This window comes from Liquorilactobacillus capillatus DSM 19910 (genome assembly GCF_001434915.1).
Lineage (GTDB): Bacteria > Bacillota > Bacilli > Lactobacillales > Lactobacillaceae > Liquorilactobacillus > Liquorilactobacillus capillatus.
The window spans coordinates 1-19,219 of the sequence record NZ_AZEF01000007.1 but is presented as its reverse complement, the minus strand read 5'-3'; the positions used below and the strand labels follow the sequence as shown (position 1 = coordinate 19,219).

General features: G+C 37.8%; 20 protein-coding genes and 1 tRNA gene. 5 read left to right on the top strand and 16 right to left on the bottom strand.

Going from position 1 to position 19,219, the window contains the following annotated elements; translation table 11 throughout:
• The first annotated feature begins 207 nt into the window (after positions 1 to 207).
• A complete protein-coding gene (locus FC81_RS01325) occupies positions 208 to 774 on the top strand; it encodes a TIGR01440 family protein (RefSeq protein ID WP_057742298.1) in 567 nt (188 codons plus the stop codon).
• A 118-nt stretch (positions 775 to 892) separates the two neighbouring features.
• On the opposite strand, the gene tsaE is transcribed toward FC81_RS01325, so the two are convergent.
• The 3 genes from tsaE to FC81_RS01310 form a co-directional block, all read right to left on the bottom strand.
• A complete protein-coding gene (tsaE, locus tag FC81_RS01320; RefSeq protein ID WP_057742296.1) occupies positions 893 to 1,369 on the bottom strand; it encodes a tRNA (adenosine(37)-N6)-threonylcarbamoyltransferase complex ATPase subunit type 1 TsaE in 477 nt (158 codons plus the stop codon).
• A gap of 160 nt (positions 1,370 to 1,529) precedes the next feature.
• Positions 1,530 to 2,510, bottom strand: a complete 981-nt coding sequence (gene pta, locus FC81_RS01315) for a phosphate acetyltransferase (protein ID WP_057742293.1) — start codon at positions 2,508 to 2,510, stop codon at positions 1,530 to 1,532.
• A gap of 21 nt (positions 2,511 to 2,531) precedes the next feature.
• Entirely contained in the window at positions 2,532 to 3,224 is a 693-nt protein-coding gene (locus FC81_RS01310; protein WP_057742291.1) for a uracil-DNA glycosylase, read from the bottom strand.
• 159 nt (positions 3,225 to 3,383) lie between these two features.
• Here FC81_RS01310 and FC81_RS01305 point away from each other — a divergent pair, with 159 nt between their 5' ends.
• Genes FC81_RS01305 through FC81_RS01295 form a run of 3 tightly spaced genes read left to right on the top strand, consistent with a single transcriptional unit; the run spans position 3,384 to position 5,409 of the window.
• Positions 3,384 to 4,250 (top strand): Cof-type HAD-IIB family hydrolase, encoded by an 867-nt coding sequence (locus tag FC81_RS01305; protein WP_057742288.1) that lies wholly within the window; start codon positions 3,384 to 3,386, stop codon positions 4,248 to 4,250.
• Between the two features lie 47 nt (positions 4,251 to 4,297).
• Positions 4,298 to 4,813: an LURP-one-related/scramblase family protein gene (locus FC81_RS01300; protein ID WP_057742285.1), complete on the top strand. Its 516-nt coding sequence runs from the start codon at positions 4,298 to 4,300 to the stop codon at positions 4,811 to 4,813.
• 29 nt (positions 4,814 to 4,842) lie between these two features.
• Positions 4,843 to 5,409 (top strand): GNAT family N-acetyltransferase, encoded by a 567-nt coding sequence (locus FC81_RS01295; RefSeq protein ID WP_057742283.1) that lies wholly within the window; start codon positions 4,843 to 4,845, stop codon positions 5,407 to 5,409.
• A 238-nt stretch (positions 5,410 to 5,647) separates the two neighbouring features.
• On the opposite strand, the gene smpB is transcribed toward FC81_RS01295, so the two are convergent.
• From smpB to rpoN, 9 genes are all read right to left on the bottom strand, one after another.
• Positions 5,648 to 6,118: an SsrA-binding protein SmpB gene (gene smpB, locus FC81_RS01290; RefSeq protein WP_057742280.1), complete on the bottom strand. Its 471-nt coding sequence runs from the start codon at positions 6,116 to 6,118 to the stop codon at positions 5,648 to 5,650.
• A gap of 31 nt (positions 6,119 to 6,149) precedes the next feature.
• Positions 6,150 to 8,492 (bottom strand): ribonuclease R, encoded by a 2,343-nt coding sequence (gene rnr, locus FC81_RS01285; RefSeq protein ID WP_057742277.1) that lies wholly within the window; start codon positions 8,490 to 8,492, stop codon positions 6,150 to 6,152.
• 121 nt (positions 8,493 to 8,613) lie between these two features.
• The gene (gene secG / locus FC81_RS01280; protein ID WP_057742275.1) at positions 8,614 to 8,850 is read right to left on the bottom strand and encodes a preprotein translocase subunit SecG; all 237 of its coding nucleotides are present in this window, start codon (positions 8,848 to 8,850) and stop codon (positions 8,614 to 8,616) included.
• A 210-nt stretch (positions 8,851 to 9,060) separates the two neighbouring features.
• Entirely contained in the window at positions 9,061 to 10,386 is a 1,326-nt protein-coding gene (gene eno, locus FC81_RS01275) for a phosphopyruvate hydratase (RefSeq protein WP_057742273.1), read from the bottom strand.
• A gap of 100 nt (positions 10,387 to 10,486) precedes the next feature.
• Positions 10,487 to 11,251, bottom strand: a complete 765-nt coding sequence (gene tpiA, locus FC81_RS01270; RefSeq protein WP_338041696.1) for a triose-phosphate isomerase — start codon at positions 11,249 to 11,251, stop codon at positions 10,487 to 10,489.
• Between the two features lie 72 nt (positions 11,252 to 11,323).
• Complete coding sequence (locus tag FC81_RS01265) at positions 11,324 to 12,514, bottom strand: phosphoglycerate kinase (protein ID WP_057742267.1); 1,191 nt, start codon at positions 12,512 to 12,514, stop codon at positions 11,324 to 11,326.
• 117 nt (positions 12,515 to 12,631) lie between these two features.
• Positions 12,632 to 13,645, bottom strand: coding sequence for a type I glyceraldehyde-3-phosphate dehydrogenase (gene gap, locus FC81_RS01260; RefSeq protein WP_057742264.1), 1,014 nt, complete (start codon positions 13,643 to 13,645; stop codon positions 12,632 to 12,634).
• A 61-nt stretch (positions 13,646 to 13,706) separates the two neighbouring features.
• Positions 13,707 to 14,735: a sugar-binding transcriptional regulator gene (locus FC81_RS01255; RefSeq protein ID WP_057742262.1), complete on the bottom strand. Its 1,029-nt coding sequence runs from the start codon at positions 14,733 to 14,735 to the stop codon at positions 13,707 to 13,709.
• A 319-nt stretch (positions 14,736 to 15,054) separates the two neighbouring features.
• On the bottom strand, positions 15,055 to 16,395 hold the full coding sequence (gene rpoN / locus FC81_RS01250) for an RNA polymerase factor sigma-54 (RefSeq protein WP_057742259.1): 1,341 nt from the start codon (positions 16,393 to 16,395) through the stop codon (positions 15,055 to 15,057).
• A gap of 65 nt (positions 16,396 to 16,460) precedes the next feature.
• Between rpoN and FC81_RS01245 the strand changes: the two genes are divergently transcribed.
• Positions 16,461 to 16,532, top strand: a tRNA-Arg gene (locus tag FC81_RS01245).
• 353 nt (positions 16,533 to 16,885) lie between these two features.
• On the opposite strand, the gene FC81_RS01240 is transcribed toward FC81_RS01245, so the two are convergent.
• From FC81_RS01240 to FC81_RS01225, 4 genes are all read right to left on the bottom strand, one after another.
• Positions 16,886 to 17,257, bottom strand: coding sequence for a hypothetical protein (locus FC81_RS01240; protein WP_057742257.1), 372 nt, complete (start codon positions 17,255 to 17,257; stop codon positions 16,886 to 16,888).
• 423 nt (positions 17,258 to 17,680) lie between these two features.
• Complete coding sequence (locus tag FC81_RS01235; protein WP_057742254.1) at positions 17,681 to 17,950, bottom strand: head-tail connector protein; 270 nt, start codon at positions 17,948 to 17,950, stop codon at positions 17,681 to 17,683.
• Entirely contained in the window at positions 17,950 to 18,360 is a 411-nt protein-coding gene (locus FC81_RS01230) for an HK97-gp10 family putative phage morphogenesis protein (protein ID WP_057742251.1), read from the bottom strand. The genes FC81_RS01235 and FC81_RS01230 overlap by 1 nt, the downstream gene beginning before the upstream one ends.
• A 104-nt stretch (positions 18,361 to 18,464) precedes the next feature.
• Positions 18,465 to 19,219: phage major capsid protein (locus FC81_RS01225; RefSeq protein WP_157054669.1), on the bottom strand; the 755-nt coding region annotated here is incomplete at its 5' end.

The following is a 19,219-nucleotide window of genomic DNA, read 5'->3' as shown; positions in this document are numbered from 1 at the left end:
ATTGTGTTCAGTTTTAAGGCCCGCCCTATATATTGTGTAAAACTTACTGAAGCAAAAGCCGGTTATCATCGCTTTTCGGGGCTTAAAAAATTTTTTTCAGCTTTTCTAATGATATTCTTACCCAACTATATATAGAAACTGGTTTATATTGTAGTTTCAGGTAGTTGCGTTATAATTAGAATATTCTAATTAAAGAAGGTGAAAGCAATGATTACAGATTTAGAGGAGATTTCACAGTGCACCCGACAAGGTCTAACCGAACTTTTACAAGCTGCACATCTTGAAGCGGGTGATCTTGTCGTCTTAGGTTGCAGCACTAGTGAGGTTCAAGGTGCAAAAATTGGTAAACATTCTAATCTTGCAATCGGACGAGCTATTATCAAGACAGCTCTATCTACCTTAGAACCTTTAAATTTATCCTTAGCTGTACAAGGATGTGAACACCTTAACCGGGCACTAGTAGTCGAACGCACCGTTGCCAAACAACATCATTTTGAGCAAGTTTCTGTTTTCCCATCGCTCCATGCTGGTGGAGCCGCTCAAGTAGCTGCGTTTGAAACCTTTAACGAGCCCATTGAGGTCGAACATATTGTTGCTCAGGCTGGGATGGATATTGGCGACACAGCCATTGGGATGCACGTTAAGTTCGTTCAGATCCCTGTGCGTACTTCTATTAAAGAAGTTGGCAACGCACATACGACCTTTTTACGCAGCCGTCCCAAACTAATTGGTGGTGAACGGGCACAGTATACCTGGCAAGCTCCACAGGGTTAAATCAACTATCTTCTATAAGAAGATGCAACTTTTACTTTAAACCAGCAAAAAATAAGATGAAGTCAAACATAATTGTTTGGCCTCATCTTTTAGTTTAAACGTTTGTACGATATTAATTTCATTTAAAATTTGCGTATTCTTTTTCAAGCATTAGAAGTAGTTTTTTATAATGAGCCCCAGTTGCTGTAAATTGCAGTGTTCTTTGTTGATCATTATATTCATCTTTAATAATTTTAATTCGTAAAAAGTCTTGTGGTAGTTCAGCCTGAATAAATTGCGACCACTCAACAACACTAACTCCACCGCCATTAAAATATTCTTCAAGTCCTAAATCACCACCACCTACTCCTTCCAAACGATAAACATCCATGTGAAATAGTGGAATCCTTCCTTGATGGTATTCTTTAATCAAGTTAAAAGTCGGGCTCTTGATGTTATGTTCAATTCCCAGTCCAAGTGCTAAGCCTTTGGTAAACATCGTCTTCCCGGCTCCTAACTCACCATCTAATAAAATAATATCATTAGGTTCAATGTAAGAAGCTAGCAGCTGAGCAACCTGACGTGTCTCACTAGCATTATTAACTTCAATTTGCATTACTTCATCCCCTTCTAGCCAATATTCCTTATTAATCAAGATAACATTTTAGAAACACGCAAAAAAGATGAGCCTCCGCCAGAGCGAACCACATAAAAATCCAAAAGCCATGAAATAACCGCTCTTATTTTGGAGACCCATCTTTTCTATCAAAAAACTCTTATATGAGTGCCTGTAAAGCTGTAATAATTGCTACCTTATACACATCTTCTTCATTTGCACCACGAGATAAGTCAGAAACTGGTTTATTTAGACCTTGTAAAACTGGACCAATTGCTTCAAAGTTACCCAAACGCTGAGCAATTTTATAGCCAATATTCCCTGCTTCTAATTCTGGGAAAATAAAGACATTACTATGCCCTGCAACCTTTGAACCCGGAGCTTTATGTTCCCCAACAGAGGGAACAAAAGCCGCATCAAATTGCAGCTCACCATCGATTTTTTCGTCTGGAGCTAATTCCTGCGCAATTTTAGTTGCTGCAGCTACTTTTTCAACTTCTGCAGCTTTAGCTGAACCCTTAGTTGAAAAACTAAGCAGTGCCACTTTAGGATCAATGTCAAAAAGACGCGCCGTCTTAATACTTGCAACTGCGATCTCAGCTAGTTCATGTTCATTTGGATTGATATTGATCGCACAATCAGCAAATAAATAACGTTCTTCGCCGCGTGTCATTATAAAGGCCCCACTGGTCCGACTAATACCAGGTTTGGTTTTGATTATCTGTAACGCTGGTCGGACTGTATCGCCTGTTGGATGAACTGCACCCGAAACAAGCCCATCAACTAACCCCATATAAACAAGCATTGTTCCAAAATAGTTAGCATCCTTCAGCATTTTACGTGCCTGTTCTTCCGTATTTTTCCCTTTTCGTCTTTCAAGAAAAGCTGCAACCATCTTTTCAAATTTGGCTGTGGGATATTTGACTGGATCAATCACTGTCAATGTATGTGGTAGTTTCTGCCCTATACTCTCGGCTGTTTTTTCAACTGTAGTTACATCTCCAAGAACAACCGGTTGCAATAGGCCATCCTTAGCCAATCTAATAGCCGCACCTACTACTCGCCCATCGTTACCTTCAGGGAAAACAATTTTTTTATTATGACCCTTGATCTTAGCAACTAAACTCTCAAATAATTCCATACCTTTCGCCTCCAACATTTTTTATAACTTAACATTAACTTTTTCTGGTAACTGCCAATCAATTGGCTCTTCACCCATAGCTATTAATGCGGCATTCGTCTTAGAAAAGGGTTTTGACCCGAAGAACCCACGGTGAGCTGATAACGGACTAGGATGTGCAGATTGTAAAACAATATTCTTTGTGGTATCAATCAACTTTATTTTAGCTTGTGCTGACTTACCCCAAAGAATGAAGACCACCGGCCGCGGACGTGCTGACAATTTTTCGATCGCAGCATCGGTTAACTGTTCCCAACCCTTGCCACGATGTGAAAATGCCTGCCCGTTTCTAACTGTCAAAACAGTATTTAACAATAAGACTCCCTGCTTGGCCCATTTTTCAAGATAACCATGAGCGACTGGTTTTATCCCCAAATCATCTTGTAATTCTTTATAAATATTAATAAGTGAAGGGGGAATCTTAACTCCTGGTAAAACAGAGAAACTACAGCCATGAGCTTGATTAGGTCCATGGTAAGGATCTTGTCCTAAAATACAGACTTTAACTTCTGAAAAGGGTGTCCATTCGAAAGCTTCAAAGATATGATACATATCTGGATGAATAAACTGTGCTGCATACTCTTCTTTTAAGAATTCATGTAGCTTTAAATAATATGCTTTCTCAAATTCTGGACCCAGGACTTCTTGCCAATCATTTTTAATAAGCGTTTTCATTATCGACACCTCGCACATATTTTAACATATTTTAATTATTCTTTTTACTATTATCGATAATTAGTCCAAAATATTTTTTTACCAGTCGACTTACTAAAAAAAATTACTTTTTCATGGTAGAATACAGGTAAATATGTGTTATTAAGTGGGGGAAACATTATGATTCAAATTATCGCTTCAGATATGGATGGAACATTATTAAATGATAAAATGATCATCTCTAAGGGGAATGCCGATGCAATTAAGCGTGCACAAAAAGCCGGTGTTAAATTCATTGTTTCGACCGGTCGTGGTTATACCGAAATCATGCCGCTGATCAAAGATGCTGGTATTAATTGTCCCCTAATAACGCTCAACGGTGCGCAGATCTTTGATGAAACTGGGCGTATCCTAAGTTCGTCGCCTATTCATGATCAGCTTTCCAGCAAACTAATTTATTATTTAAAGAAAAAGAAACTTTATTTTGAAGTTGTAACCTCAAAAGGAATCTTTTCAGATAACAGAGCTAAAAGAATTGAGAACTTCGCTGAATTACTTACGAATGTCAGTCCTGAGACGCCTTATAAGCTAGCTGTTACAATGGCAGCAGCTAGAATGGAATTAATGAATATCAATTATATCGATAACTATCAGAAGCTGATTGATGATGAACATATTAGTATTTTTAAAATTGTGGCTTTTAGTAATGAGGGGCATAAAGTTTTAGACCCCATCAAAGCGGAGATCCAACAATACGATAACTTAATTGTTACTTCTTCCTCAAGCTCAAATATTGAAATCAATCATGTCAACGCACAAAAGGGTTCCGCTTTGCAAGCTTATGCTGATAAGTTAAACGTTCCAATGGACAATGTTATGGCAATTGGTGATAATAATAATGATATTTCAATGTTGAAAGTTGCAGGTGTTAGTTATGCAATGGGAAATGCCATTACTGAAGTCAAACAGCTCGCAAACCGCTTAACTGCTACCAATACTGAAGATGGTGTCGGCAAAGCAATTGATGAACTTTTAACCGAAAGTTAAAATCCAAAAGATTTTCATTACAGGTTATCAGTTAAGGAGGGATCAGATTGCGTAAGCTATACGTCCAAAAAGGGCGACTTGCAGAACATGGGGCTTCAACTATAAGTGATATAAACAGAAAAAAACTCTATCTAATTGTTGGTAAGTGGGGACGTCATCAAGATGTTCTTTCAGTTTATGCGATCTCAGGAACTCCTCTAGCCGAGATAAAGCAGCGTGGATTTGGGCTCTTACCTCATTTTGATTTATTTAAACATAACGAACTCGTTGGTTCTTTACGCCGTTATCACTTTGGAAGAAAAGATATTCTTATCGTTCGCAGATTAAACTGGTTTATTGTTGGTGATTTATATACCTCACATTATCGGATATTCCATGGACGGCATACTATTATGACACTCCAAGAAGTTACGCTTCCATATGGAGACTACCTTGAACTTTCGATCAACAATGCCGAAGATGAAGTTTTATGTATCTGTATTGTTGCTATCTTAGATCATCTTGTTCATTCAATTTCTAAAAAACGGACTCGTTCATATAACCTACGCATTAAATATAATTAATTTCTGTTGTAAGGAAGGGATCGACTACATTGTTAATTCAACCAGCTCAAAAGGATGATGTACCTCAAATCATTCCATTATTTAAGATTATTCTTCATGAAATGGAATTACCAGCTTTAAAAACTATTCCACAAGGCCAGTTCGATTACATTATCCAATTAGCATTTGAATCAAAAGCCTTTCGCAACAGCATTGGGACTACTATTGTTGCGAAAAATAAGGATCAGGTGGCTGGTTTTGCTTTTGGCTACCCGGCTGCTGCGGAAGAAAAAATTAATAATGTTTGGACTTCAGCTATTCTAAAAGCTGGTCTTCCACAAGAGACTGAGCTTTTCACTGATGATGAAACACTCCCACATGAATGGTATCTTGATTCTCTTGCTGTCGCTCCTACCTTCCAAGGTCAGGGAATTGGCACGAAACTTTTAAATGCATTACCCAAGTTAGCATTGGCGAGCGGCAATTCAGAAATTGGTTTGAGTGTTGATCTTCAAAATCCACTTGCTGAAAAGCTCTACACACGGCTTGGTTATAAAAAAGTTGCAACAACCACTATCAGTAATCATCAATACCATCACATGCGTTTGAAGGTCTGATCATTTTACCGCTAATATCATCTTCAATTTAAGTAAAAAGATATTTCTTCATCATAATAAAGGAGCTGTACCAAAAGTTAACTTTTGGCACAGCTCCTCTTTTATTCCGTATAAACGTGTTCCATAAGTCAAAATTCTCCGTCTAACTTCGAATTACTCATAGCAAAGTACTCACTATGTTCGTAATTTGAGTTAGTACTCAAATTTTTCTGACTTATGGCACACTCTCTTTTTTACTTTAACTATAGTTCTTTAAAGTTCGTTGAATCTGGCGCTCCTGGTCTTTACGCTTAATCGATTCGCGCTTATCATAAGCACGTTTACCCTTTCCTACTCCAAGCAACACCTTAGCAAATCCACTTTTGAGATAAACCTTTAACGGCACTAAGGTAACTCCCTTATCGCTTGATTCATTCATTAACCGTTGAATCTGCTTTTTATGCAGTAGTAATTTACGTTTCCGCAACGGATCATGATTAAATTGATTTCCCTGATCGTATGGTGAGATATGAACATTCATCAACCATGCTTCACCATTGCGAATCTGAGCAAAACCATCTTTTAAATTAAGCCTTCTGTTCCGAATTGATTTAATCTCAGTTCCAGTTAAAACAACACCTGCTTCAATAGTATCTATAATCGAATAGTCATGGCTAGCTTTTCTATTTTGAGCCAGTGGACGCTCTTTATGCTGCTTTCCTGTGGTCAATTATAAACACCCCCCGTTTAAAACCGTAGCTTTATTTATGCCGTTTAAACTTATCCTTAAATGGCTGGTTTCCGTGAAACTTCTTATAGTTACTACCACGTTTTCCAGATTTATTGTACTTTTTGTTGCCCTGCGCCGGTCTCTTATTACGGTCATTACGCTTAAAATTACTATTATTCTTTAGTAAGTCAGTCTTGGGCGTATTTTCTGGGTGTAAAAGTGTGAAATCAATTTCTTTTTGTTCAACATTAACGTTGATAACTTTAACACTTAATGGCTGTCCAATTCGGTAAGTCCGCTTGGTGTGTCGCCCTACCAGTGCCATCTGTTTTTCAAGATATTCATAGTAGTCATCCTTCATCTCACTAATATGAATTAAGCCTTCAACCGTATTTTGTAACGAAACAAACATCCCAAACTTAGTGACAGAGCTGACCACTGCCTCAAACTCTTCACCGACATGATCTGCCATATACTCTGCTTTCTTCATTGCATCAGTATCACGTTCAGCATCGATTGCACGCCGTTCCATCTGAGAACTATGGGTTGCAATCTCTGGAATTTCTTCCTTATATTCTTCTTTAGTTTCAGCATTAACTCCATTTTCTTCATAAAAACGAATTAACCGATGAACTAATAAGTCTGGGTAACGTCGAATTGGTGAAGTAAAATGTGTATAATCATCTGCACCTAAACCAAAATGACCTACCGGCTGATCAGCATACTTAGCCTGTTGCATTGAGCGTAGTAGCATCGTAGAAACCATCGCCTCTTCAGGTTTCCCAGCAGCCTTCTTTAAGATATTTTGCAACATTTTAGGCTTAACATCACTACTACTACCAGTTGCTTCAATGCCTAAACCTGATAGTGCTTCAAAAAAGGCTAGCATCTTTTCTGCCTTAGGTTTTTCATGAATACGATAAATAAATGGAACCTTTAAATTATTGAAATGAGCAGCTATTGTTTCATTTGCAGCTAACATAAAGGATTCGACAATACGTTCACTTATTCCACGTTCACGTAACTGGATATCAGTTGGATGACCTTTTTCATCAACAATAATCTTTGCTTCAGTATCTTCAAATTCAATTGCTCCACGATGTTTACGCATTTTTAATAGGATTTTATGCAATTCACCCATAGTTTGGAACATCGGAACAAGTTTTGCATAGCGTTTCATTGTTTTCTCATCTTGTGATTCCAAGATTTTATTAATTGCAACATAGGTCATTCGCTCGGTTGTTTTAATTACACTCGGAAAGATCCGGTGCTTAATCACTTGACCAGTTGGATCAATTTCCATCTCACAACTCATAGCTAAACGTTCCACCTGTGGATTTAACGAGCATATTCCATTTGATAACTTATGCGGCAACATAGGGATAACACGGTCTGTCAAGTAAACAGATGTTCCACGTTCATATGCCTCAGCGTTAAGTGCTGTTCCTGGAACAACATAGTGCGAAACATCCGCAATATGTACCCCTAGATGGTAGTTACCATTAGGTAATTTCCATGCTGTAACTGCATCGTCAAGATCTTTAGATTCAATGCTATCAATTGTCACAAGATCTTGGTTAGTTAAATCTTCTCGGCCAGCCTTTTCAACCTCTGTAACATGGTCAGGTATCTGTTCAACTTCTTGCATCACATCGTCAGGGAATTTAGTTGGAATATCATGTTGGTAGACAACCTGTAAGATATCCATCCCAGGATCATTTACATTTCCAATAACTTTTTTAACTACACCCTTTAAGATACCTGGTAAATGGGCATCAGGATAGGCAGTAATGTCAGCCAGTACAACTTCACCTGGAACTGGTTTTAAGCCCTTATCCTCCACTAGGAAACGATAATTCGCCAACTTACGGTCTTTTAACCTTATTTTTCCAATTATTCCATGCGGGTAATTTTCATCTACATCAACTTGAAATTCCCCAACGACCTGTTCAAGTGAATGATGTACAATTCCTGTAATCTTACCTTCTGGGCCTCTTCCTGTCACTTTATCTGCAGGATGGAGCATAACCAACTCAACTTCATCGCCATTTAAAGCCGATAAAGTTTGAGTCGGGTTAATAAAGAAATCTGGTGTCTCAGGATCAACCGTTGCAAACCCGTAGCCATGGTCATTAGCATGAAAAATACCAGTCAAAACAGGTAAACTATCATCCTTAGCGATCGTGAAAGTACCATTTTGATTTAAAGTTATGACCTTATCGTGTTCCAATTGCGCGAGTGCTTGGACTACAAATTTAAATTTGCCGGCATCCGTCATTCTAATAGATTCGGCTAGTTCTTGGACTGTAAAAGCTTGGTCTGGTGTTCCTTTTAAAGTTTCTAATAAGCTATCTTTAATTTTATTTTTTTCCATTTATTCCTCATCCGATCGATTGATTAATTAATAACTTAAGCGTAACACATTTCTACTGATAACTGCACAAAAATAAATAAAAGACCTCCTAATTAATGCACGCAGGAGGTCTTACCTTTGATCAATGTGCAGAAATGTAAACCAACGCCAGCGAAAGTACAAAAAAGATAACACCTAAGACAACTGTTACTTTTTGCATAAATGCTTCAAACCCACGTGGCTTTTGTTTACTAAAAAGGTCAGCTGCTCCCCCTGAGAGCGCAGTCGATGCGTTATCAGTCTTAGCAGGCTGCATCATCACAGCAATAATTATCAACACAGAATCGATCATTAACAAAGTTAAGAGTAAATTATACAAGCTTCTACCTCCTTGCCATTTTAGGCAACCTACATCTTCTATAATTTAGCATAAATTCAAATGTTTTTCCAGTTTCATTTCCTTTGAGGACCTAACTTGACTAAATTACACCTGTATCTAAGACTTTCAGGATAATTTTGGACTAAAAAAGACAGAAAATCAAAAGATTTTCTGTCTTTCTTATGCTACTCAATTATCAAAGAAGTGTGCTTATTTGCTTTCAATTTCTTGACGAGCTTGTGCACTCAAGTTATAGAATGATTGAATACCTTTGTATTGCGCTACGTTCTTACCTAATTGATCTTCAATTCTCATCAATTGGTTGTACTTAGCAATACGATCTGTCCGGCTCATTGAACCAGTCTTGATTTGTCCAGCATTAGTTGCAACAACTAAGTCAGCAATCGTTGTATCTTCTGTTTCACCAGAACGATGTGAAACGATAGCTGTATAGCCAGCTTCTTTAGCCATTTCAATTGCTTCAACTGTTTCTGTCAAAGTACCAATTTGGTTAACTTTGATCAGAATTGAGTTTGCAGCACCCATCTTAATACCCTTTTCAAGGTATTGAGTGTTTGTTACGAAGAAGTCATCACCAACTAATTGAACTTTCTTGCCAAGACGGTCAGTAATTACTTTCCAGTCATCCCAGTTGTTTTCATCGATAGGATCTTCAATCGAAATAATTGGGTACTTAGCAACTAAGTTTTCAAGGTAGTCAACGAATTCGTCTGTTGTGAATTCTTCACCTGTTGACCAACGTAACTTGTACTTGCTTGTTTCATTGTTCCACAATTCTGATGAAGCAACATCAATTGCAATTGCAATTTCTGAACCTGGTTTGTAACCAGCTGCTTCGATAGCATCGATCAAGAACTTCAAAGGTTCTTCATTATTAGCAAAGTCAGGTGCAAAACCACCTTCATCACCAACTGATGTTACTTTACCAGCATCTGACAATAACTTCTTCAAGTTATGGAATGTTTCAGCACCCATCCGGATTGCTTCTTTAACTGAAGAAGCACCAACAGGCATGATCATAAATTCTTGGAAGTCAACCTTGTTATCAGAATGAGCACCACCATTGATAACATTCATCATTGGTGTTGGAAGAACATGTGCATTGAAACCACCCAAGTAGTTGTATAAAGGAACTTGCAGTTCATCTGCGGCTGCACGTGCAGCTGCAATTGAAACAGCTAAAATAGCATTTGCGCCTAATTTACCTTTGTTAGGTGTACCATCTAAAGCAATCATTGCTTTATCAATAGCAACTTGGTCTGTTACTTCATAGCCAACGATTTCTTTTGCAATAACATCGTTAACGTTAGCAACAGCTTTTGTAACACCCTTACCCATGAAACGAGATTTGTCGCCATCACGTAATTCAACAGCTTCATGTTCACCAGTAGAAGCACCTGATGGAACGATTCCGCGACCAAAAGCACCTGCTTCTGTATAAACTTCTGCTTCAACTGTTGGGTTACCACGTGAATCTAAGACTTCGCGTGCATAGATTTCTGTAATACTAGACATAATACACTCTCCTTTGAGTTTGTTTGGCTTGAGTTTTTACCTCAACCATATTTTAAAGGTTTTGACATCCAGTTTCAATCACTTATGATATAAAATTTTACTAGTCTTGGTAATTTACTAGTTTTAAGTATGAATCAGGAACTAATGAAGCTCCACCGACTAAACCACCATCGATATTTTCTTTTGCCATTAATTCTTTAACGTTAGCTGGTTTTACAGAACCACCATATTGAATACGAACTTTATCAGCTACTGTTTGATCATACAACTTGGCAACAGTCTTACGAACAACAGCACAAATTTCTTCTGCTTGATCAGAAGAAGCTGTTTTGCCAGTTCCGATTGCCCAAATTGGTTCATAGGCAATAACTAAGCTTGCTACTTGGTCTGCTGAAAGGCCTTTAAGAGCGGCTGTTACTTGTCCTTCAACCCATTCCTCAGCTTTACCTGCTTCACGAGTTTCAAGTGATTCACCACAGCAAATAATTGGTAATAAGCCATTCTTGAAGATAGCATGTGCTTTTTTATTAATATCTTCATCAGTTTCATGGAAATATTCACGTCGTTCTGAATGACCGATAATTACATAATCAACGCCCATTTCTTTTAAAACTTTAGGTGAAGTTTCACCAGTGAAAGCACCCTCATCTTCAAAGTAGCAGTTTTCAGCAGCTACTTTTAATTCAGAGCCCTTTGCATTTTCAAGTAATGCTGGTAAATCAACAGCTGGAGCTCCAATAACAGCTTCAACTTTGCTACTTGCTGGTAAACTATCTTTAACAGCTTTTACAAATTCAGCAGTTTGTTCTGGGTTCATGTTCATTTTCCAGTTTCCTGCAATAATTGGTGTACGCACGTTTATCATCCTTTCAAATCCTACTTTAACAAACTTGTTACTACAGATTTTACTAATAATCAGTTCTTAGAAATAAAAGAACTATTTATCAGAAACTGCTGCAATCCCAGGTAAAGTTTTTCCTTCAAGATATTCAAGTGATGCACCGCCACCAGTTGAAATATGAGTAAGTTTATCAGCAACACCTAATTGTTGAACAGCAGCTGTTGAATCACCACCACCGACAATTGTTGTTGCATCAGTTAATGTACCTAAGAATTCACCAACTTCAAGTGTACCCTTAGCATAGTTAGGCATTTCAAAGACACCCATTGGTCCGTTCCAAACAACTGTCTTAGCATCTTTCAAAACATCTTTGAATAATGCAACAGATTTTGGTCCGATATCAAGTGCCATATAGCCATCAGGAATTTCACCATCTACGACTTTGTTAGGTACATCGTTATCAAATTTTTCAGCAATAACTGAATCAGTTGGCAAGACAAGCTTATCTCCAGCCTTTTCAATGATTGTTTTAGCTAATTCAATTTTATCTTTTTCAACTAAAGAGTTACCAATTTTCATCCCTTTAGCAGCATAGAATGTATAAGTCATTCCACCACCGATAATAACTTTATCAGCCTTGCCTAATAAATGATCAATAACACCGATCTTATCAGAAACCTTTGCACCACCGAGGATAGCAACAAACGGGTGTTTAGGATTATCAACAGCATTACCTAAGAACTTGATCTCTTTTTCAAGTAAGAAACCAGCTGCAGCCTGATCCATGTTACTTGCAATACCAACATTAGAAGCATGTGAACGGTGAGCTGTACCGAATGCATCGTTAACATAAACGTCACCAAGAGATGCCCAGTACTTACCAAGTTCAGGGTCATTTCCTGATTCTTTCTTACCGTCTAAGTCTTCAAAACGTGTATTTTCAACTAATAAGATCTCACCATCGTTTAATTTGTTGATAGCTTCTTCAAGTTGAGCTCCACGAGTTGTAGGAACAAACGTTACAGGTTTTTTGATTAAATCAGCAAGACGTTCTGCTACAGGACGAAGTGATAATTCTTTCTTATCTTCTTCTTTCTTAACACGACCAAGGTGAGAGAAGAGAATAGCTTTACCACCATGTTCAACAACATACTTAATTGTTGGCAAAGCAGCAACGATACGGTTATCGTTACCAATAACACCATTTTTAATAGGAACATTAAAATCAACACGGATCAGAACTTTTTTATCCTTAACATCTAAATCAGAAACAATTAATTTAGCCATAAAAAGCAATCCTCCAATTTATAATTTAAAAAGAAAAGGCGAAGAGAGTATTGCCTCCCCCCGCCTCGATGACTTGCATTCAGTTCAGTTCATCAACTTAGCGTTAAAAGCTAAATCTTAAAGTAAACTAGCAAATTTTTCCAATGTACGGATCATTTGAGCAGTAAAACCTGATTCGTTATCGTACCAAGCAACAGTCTTAACAACTTGTCCTTCGCCCTTACCAACAACTTGTGTTTGTGTAGGATCAAAGACAGAGCCGAATGTTGTACCGATAACGTCTGAAGAAACGATACCATCGTTGTTGTAACCGAATGATGCGTTACCTTCTGTAACTTTCTTAACAGCTGCATTAACTTCGTCAGCAGAAACTACTTTGTCAAGAGTTGTAACTAATTCTGTCAATGAACCTGTAATAACTGGTACACGTTGTGCATGTCCATCCAATTTACCTTGCAATGCAGGAACAACTAAACCAAGAGCCTTAGCAGCACCAGTTGAATGAGGAATTGTATTTTGAGCAGCAGCACGAGCGTTACGAACGTTACCACCACGATCTGGACCATCTTGTAATTTTTGTGTAGCTGTATAAGCATGAATTGTTGTCATTGTACCAGCTTTGATACCAAATGCATCGTTAACAGCCTTTGCAAGTGGTGCCAAGCAGTTTGTTGTACATGAAGCAGCAGAAACGATCTTGTCATCAGCAGTGATTTCATCATCGTTAACACCGTAAACAATTGTCTTAAGCTTGCCAGCAGGTGCAGAGATAAGTACTTTCTTAGCACCAGCTTCGATATGTGCTGAAGCCTTTTCTTCTGATGTGTAGAAACCAGTTGATTCAAGAACTAATTCAACACCATCGTTTTTAACCCAAGGAATATTATGTGCATCTGCTTCTGCGTAAACAGGGATCGTCTTGCCATTAACAACAAGAGCGTTATCCGTAGCAGAGATTTCAGCGTCAAATTGACCATGAGCTGTATCGTATTTTAATAAATGTGCCAACATAGCTGGAGAAGTTAAATCGTTGATAGCAACAACTTCCAAACCTTCTGAAGTTTCAGCAATACGACGGAATGCTAAACGACCAATACGGCCAAAACCATTAATACCTACTTTAGTAGTCATACTAAAATTTCCTCCTTTAGGAAATAAAAAATTTATTTTAAAAAGCGGTGTTAGTTAAACACTACTCTTTTAAAATCACTTTAGCTGCTCCCTCATCCGTGATCAAACACGTTTGTTTAGGAGCCAATTTCATGTAAGCGACGATTGCTTTGGCTTTAGATGCTCCACCTGCAACCGCGATTACACTTTTCATATTAGTGAGATCCTCAAGCTGTAATCCGACCCGCGGTATTTTATAAACGATCCGACCTTCTTCATTGAAGAAATATCCGAAAGCCTCACCGACAGCACGTCTTCGCTTAAGTTCACCTATGTTCTCCTTCGACATATCGCGCCGCTTAGCCATCGTAATAGCTTCCCCAATGCTATGAATAACAGCATTACTATTGCGGATAAGCTGCACAACCTCAACGATACTTGGTTCTTGCATCAAAGGCGCATAGGCTTTCTCACTGAGTTGCTCTGGCACATATAACGTCCGGTGCTTTCCACCAGTCCGTAATGCCATTTGAGCACTCACACTATTAGCCTGAATATCAACTGCCTCACCAATGCCTCCACGTGCTGGAACAAAAAGTAACTCTCTTTTCTCCGCAAGCTTAGGTTTTAAACAAGCAGCAATTCTGGCCATCGTTGTTCCACCCATTACTGCAATGACATTACGTCCTTCAGGCAACAATGTTTGGAGTGTTTCGTTAACGAGCTTTCCCATCGTTTCAATTACCTTAACCTGTTCGTCACAGTTTCCTGAAACAATAAAGCAACGATCAATCTGCAAAAAATCACTAAGCCGTTTTTCACGCCGTTGAACTCCTGCTAACTGATCAATCAAGCCACGTAACTTGCGAATAACGTTTTTTCCATCATTCGTTATTACCATCCCCGACTTGGTCGAAGTGACCAGCCCTTGGTTCTTTAAAAAATCGGTTTCAGTTCGTAAAACTCGTTCTGTTACCCCAATTTCTTGAGCCAGTAACCGTCTCCCGATAGGTCCTGACCAGTAGATGTGGTGGAGTATCATAAATCTCTGCACCATAATCTCCACCATGTCAGGTGCGATCTTTTCTATCCACTCTAATTCTTGGTGCATTTTACGACCCTTCCTAGCGGGACTGCTTTCGTCCATCGGTGTCACAAAGCGACCCATCAAGCTAAAAAAAACAAAGCACAACAACAATCAATTAATCTTAAACTGTTCCTATACCTCATCACAATTTGCATTATAGCAATAATTCTAAGCCATTGCAAGCTGTAGACATAAAAGACAAAAGCACTTAAAATCCGGATTTCGTCCCTATATTTTTACTAAGTATTTATAGTTTACGAATAATATAATTTAAATATAACTTTTTTAAGAATAATAGCGAACAATATTCCTACTTGGTTCTTTTTTCACTTTTGTCCTAAAATTATTTTTTATCCTTTCCATCAAAACGTTTACGTTTACTTGAAGCTCGAATACCCATTGCATCACGATATTTAGCCACTGTCCTCCGCGATATTTCAATTTCGTTCTGATTGAGCAGTTGCACTAACTTACTATCAGATAACGGTTTAGCCTTATTTTCAGCATCAATCAAGGCTTTAATCTGTGCCTGAACTGCATCTGCTGTTAATTCTTCATTTTCTTTATTATTATTAACTCGTTTAGTAAAAAAGTGTCTTAACTCATATACTCCAAAGTCACATTTTAAGTACTTCCCGTTAACTGCTCGACTAACAGTTGATTCATGTAGATGTAATTCATGCGCCACCTCACGCAATAACAACGGATTGAGTGGATGGTTTTCTTCAAGAAAAAAAGCAGCTTGATGTTTTACAATTGTCTTCCCTACTCGCTCAATTGTTGTTCCACGTCTTTCTAAATTGCGTGCAATATTGAGATAATCATTCTTTTTTTCTCTTAAGTACTTTTTAACTTCTTTATCAGACATTTGCGAAAACTCATCAAAATAATCCTTTTTGAAAACTACTAATGGCATACTCTGCTTAGTGATACTTAATTTGATCTTTTGCCGCTCTTTATCAACTTTTACTATAAGATCTGGATAAACATACCCAATGTCGTCTTGTCCAAAGACAGCCCCTGGTGCTGGTGAAAGTGTCCGAACATAATCAAAAACATTTTGAATATCTTCTAATGAAATTTCAAAATGTTGGGCGATCTCTGACCATTTCCGATCAGCAAACTGCATAAACATCTGACTAATAATTTGATATGTATAAGCAGGTGCATTAGCATGATCGTCAATCTGTAGTAAAAGACATTCTTGCAGGTTTCGCGCACCAATTCCCGGTGGATCTAACTGCTGTAGTAAGGTTAAGGCATCCAATAACGTAGTCTCATCAACCTTAGTTTTCTTTAAAACTTCAGTCAGATTAATTCTTAAATAGCCATTCGGATCTAGATGCTCAATTAAGAATACGACCCATCCCCTTAAAACTGTTTTCCGCATTGTTAGATGAACCTGTGCTAAAAGATAATCATACAATGACTGTTGCTTATGTTCAGCTGTTTGTGCAACCCAATCATCTTTTTTTCCCATATCTCCAGAGTGAGTAGTACTTGTCGAGTAGTTCATCCGATCATTGATCTTGATAAACGGATTATCCAATTGCTGTTGCGACAAAAAAGTATGCAGATCTTCAATACTGTACCTTAAAACCTGAATGGACTGCTGCATCTGTTGTGTCATCGCAAGCTTTTGAACTTGTTTTTGTTCCTGACCATATACCTGTTCAAGTGGCATTTTTATTTCACCTAACTTTTCTACTTGTCATTTAGCTATATTTCCGCTACAATGGAAAGAGTACTGCGCCGCTAGTGTAATGGATCGCACGCAAGATTCCGGTTCTTGTAATGTGGGTTCGACTCCCACGTGGCGCATATGCACCTTACGTTACTTATCATATATTGTCAAAAGCCTTGATGTTAAAGGCTTTTTTATTTTTATCTTTTCAATAGTTTTAACGTATTTTCAAAAAATGTGAGTCAATAGTGAGTCAGGAAAACACTCTCTTTTATACATACATGCTAACATTTTATTCAAAAAAATCCTAATAAATTTAATTGGCTGTTACTCAATCGAGTAGCAGTTTTTTATTGGAAACAAATAAGTTTGAAAACAACGTGTGTAACCAGTGTAGCGTGTGTAAACCATTGAGATAAAAGAACTTTAGCCCATTATTACCCGTGTAAGACGTGTGTAGCTTAACCTGTAATAAAAAAAAGCCAGCAACTCAAGCCACTAGCTTTTTATATTGCTTGGAAAACTCTATTAATGCTTTATTTTTCATGTAATTAAACTTACTTTTTGACCATTGCCATTTTTGACAATAATCAGATACGCAATGATGCTTAGCTAATACATAATCAACCAAAATAATTCTTAGCTTTTGGTCGTTGATGCCATTAATTGCATCTTCAACTTGTTTCAACCTACAAGCCAGATCAACATGATTGACCATAGACAATTCAACACCGTTTTTTCGTGTATGTGCTGGTGCTGAACTTAATACTGGGCTAGATACTTGACTGAACGCTTTTAAGTCACGTTTCAGCCTTGCATAGTCGCTTAAAATAGCTTTAATATGTTTTATTTCTTGTTTCATTGTTGGAATCCCCTTAGATCCCAGATATATGTATAAGGAGGGCGGGAATTACACCCGCCTAACGTAAATAATTTAAAACAACTTGGATCGAAGTTATAGCCAAACACTGCCAAAATAAAAAGCAGTTGTGTGATAGCATCGGCGGCTAATAACTTATTACATTGATTAAATATTCAAGATTTTTTTGGAAAATCATACCAAAGACGTTTTAATAATTGTTTATCTTGAAACCCAAGCCGCTACCTACAAAAATTAATCAAGGTCATAACCTCGTACGCTGATCACACCTTGAACCGGTGTTAAACTTAGCGGTTTTTCGATAAAGCCAAATATCAAAGCCTTTTTTTGTAAAGCTTTATCATCACTTTACACCTTAATTATAACATTTTTTAACATAAAATGCAAACATACGTTCGTATAAAGCTACTCTATTAACCCTCTTAACTGTTGAATCATTGACACAACTTGATACGGTGTATTCTTCATGTCCGTTGCTCTATTCTGATACCAAAATTGAGTTAGCAAACTGACCGCAAACCAATACTGGTTATATGCTTCAAGTTGCTCCTCTGTTGCTGAAATCGCCGTTTGAATGTAGTTTGAAGCACTATCTATATATTGTTGAATCATAGTGTCATCGTCTGAAACTTCTATCCTAAGACTTGCCTTAATGTCTGCTGGTGTTATTGTCATTATTCAGATCGCTTCTTTCTGGTAATCTCCTTATATTTATTCCACTGTGCTTTAAGCACATCATCTTTTGCTTCTCTTCTAGCATTATCGACAAAGTGAGTAGCTGCCATATTCTTAGTACCATCATTTAGAAATCTAGCAACATACGCTTTTTGTCCAAAGCCTACCACACTGTTGCCGTTCTTTTCACCGTCAATATCAGTGTTCTGTACTACGATATTGTCTGCTAAGTGACCATATTTAACATCTTTTCTAGTTGATCGGTGTTTATCGGCTTCTGCTTTTAAATGTTTTGCAAGTACGCCGGCTCCTTCGTTAGTAATTTTTTTTGCATCTTCTGAATCAGGAACCAAATCTTTAGCTGCCTCTAACCATGCTTCTAATTGAAGTCCTAAGTCATCTTTTTCCATATTCTTGCCTCCTAAATTTTAAAAAAGGTCTGCGTAATTTTGCGCAACCCCAATATGTATAGGGTGGCCGAAAAATCAGCCACCCCCCTAAAACTACTTATATGTTATTTTCCTGGTGCACTAAGCGAAATATTTACCACTGCATCTTTAGAAATTACTTCGTAATCGTTTCGAACGATAACGGATAGGCCTTGACTGAATTGGTCGAATTTATCCCATTGTGCTGTTACCTGGTTACGTCTAAATACTGCAACTGCTTGGCTAATATCTCCACAAAGTACAGGGAATGAACCATCTGAATTATTAGCAAGCACTTTATCACTAATTAATGCAACTGGTGCACCTAACAAACTAAAGCCACTTGGTGCAGTTGGATTTGGTTGTAACAGATAACGACCCTCGGAATCTTTCAAGGTATCAAGGTAATTAAATCCTGATTGGTTCACAATGAACATCTTGTCTAATGCTGGGTCTAACGTTACATTAAAGACTTTCTTCAAATCGTCTACACCCGTTGCGGTTGCCTTAGCAAAGTTTGAACCAGTAAGCAATGTCATAATTTGAGAATTATCAGTGTTATCAACTAATTGCTGTAACTGGTTTTTAACTTCACCAACAATATCAACTTCTGCATCTTCGACAACTTCGTTAGACAATGCAATCTTGCCAGCACGTGTTTTTACATCAAAGGGAACATCAGCAAACATATTTGCGTTAATGTCTGCAATATCTGCAAGTTCTTCCTTAGTGGCTAAAACTGCAGTTTGCTGACTTGTTGCAATTGGATAATGACCTGAACCAGCAGAAACTTGTTTAACCGTTGCATATTGTGCAAGGTTGTATTTTGATTGTTTTAACT

Excerpts from the sequence above, each read along its gene's own strand:
- FC81_RS01265 (WP_057742267.1), bottom strand. The coding sequence starts at position 12,514 with ATGGCTAAATTAATTGTTTCTGATTTAGATGTTAAGGATAAAAAAGTT.
- FC81_RS01240 (WP_057742257.1), bottom strand. The coding sequence starts at position 17,257 with ATGAAACAAGAAATAAAACATATTAAAGCTATTTTAAGCGACTATGCA.
- rpoN (WP_057742259.1), bottom strand. The coding sequence starts at position 16,395 with ATGCCACTTGAACAGGTATATGGTCAGGAACAAAAACAAGTTCAAAAG.
- eno (WP_057742273.1), bottom strand. The coding sequence starts at position 10,386 with ATGTCTAGTATTACAGAAATCTATGCACGCGAAGTCTTAGATTCACGT.
- FC81_RS01305 (WP_057742288.1), top strand. The coding sequence starts at position 3,384 with ATGATTCAAATTATCGCTTCAGATATGGATGGAACATTATTAAATGAT.
- FC81_RS01310 (WP_057742291.1), bottom strand. The coding sequence starts at position 3,224 with ATGAAAACGCTTATTAAAAATGATTGGCAAGAAGTCCTGGGTCCAGAA.
- FC81_RS01325 (WP_057742298.1), top strand. The coding sequence starts at position 208 with ATGATTACAGATTTAGAGGAGATTTCACAGTGCACCCGACAAGGTCTA.
- rnr (WP_057742277.1), bottom strand. The coding sequence starts at position 8,492 with ATGGAAAAAAATAAAATTAAAGATAGCTTATTAGAAACTTTAAAAGGA.
- FC81_RS01235 (WP_057742254.1), bottom strand. The coding sequence starts at position 17,950 with ATGACAATAACACCAGCAGACATTAAGGCAAGTCTTAGGATAGAAGTT.
- FC81_RS01255 (WP_057742262.1), bottom strand. The coding sequence starts at position 14,735 with ATGCACCAAGAATTAGAGTGGATAGAAAAGATCGCACCTGACATGGTG.
- pta (WP_057742293.1), bottom strand. The coding sequence starts at position 2,510 with ATGGAATTATTTGAGAGTTTAGTTGCTAAGATCAAGGGTCATAATAAA.
- tsaE (WP_057742296.1), bottom strand. The coding sequence starts at position 1,369 with ATGCAAATTGAAGTTAATAATGCTAGTGAGACACGTCAGGTTGCTCAG.
- FC81_RS01230 (WP_057742251.1), bottom strand. The coding sequence starts at position 18,360 with ATGGAAAAAGATGACTTAGGACTTCAATTAGAAGCATGGTTAGAGGCA.
- tpiA (WP_338041696.1), bottom strand. The coding sequence starts at position 11,251 with ATGATAAACGTGCGTACACCAATTATTGCAGGAAACTGGAAAATGAAC.
- gap (WP_057742264.1), bottom strand. The coding sequence starts at position 13,645 with ATGACTACTAAAGTAGGTATTAATGGTTTTGGCCGTATTGGTCGTTTA.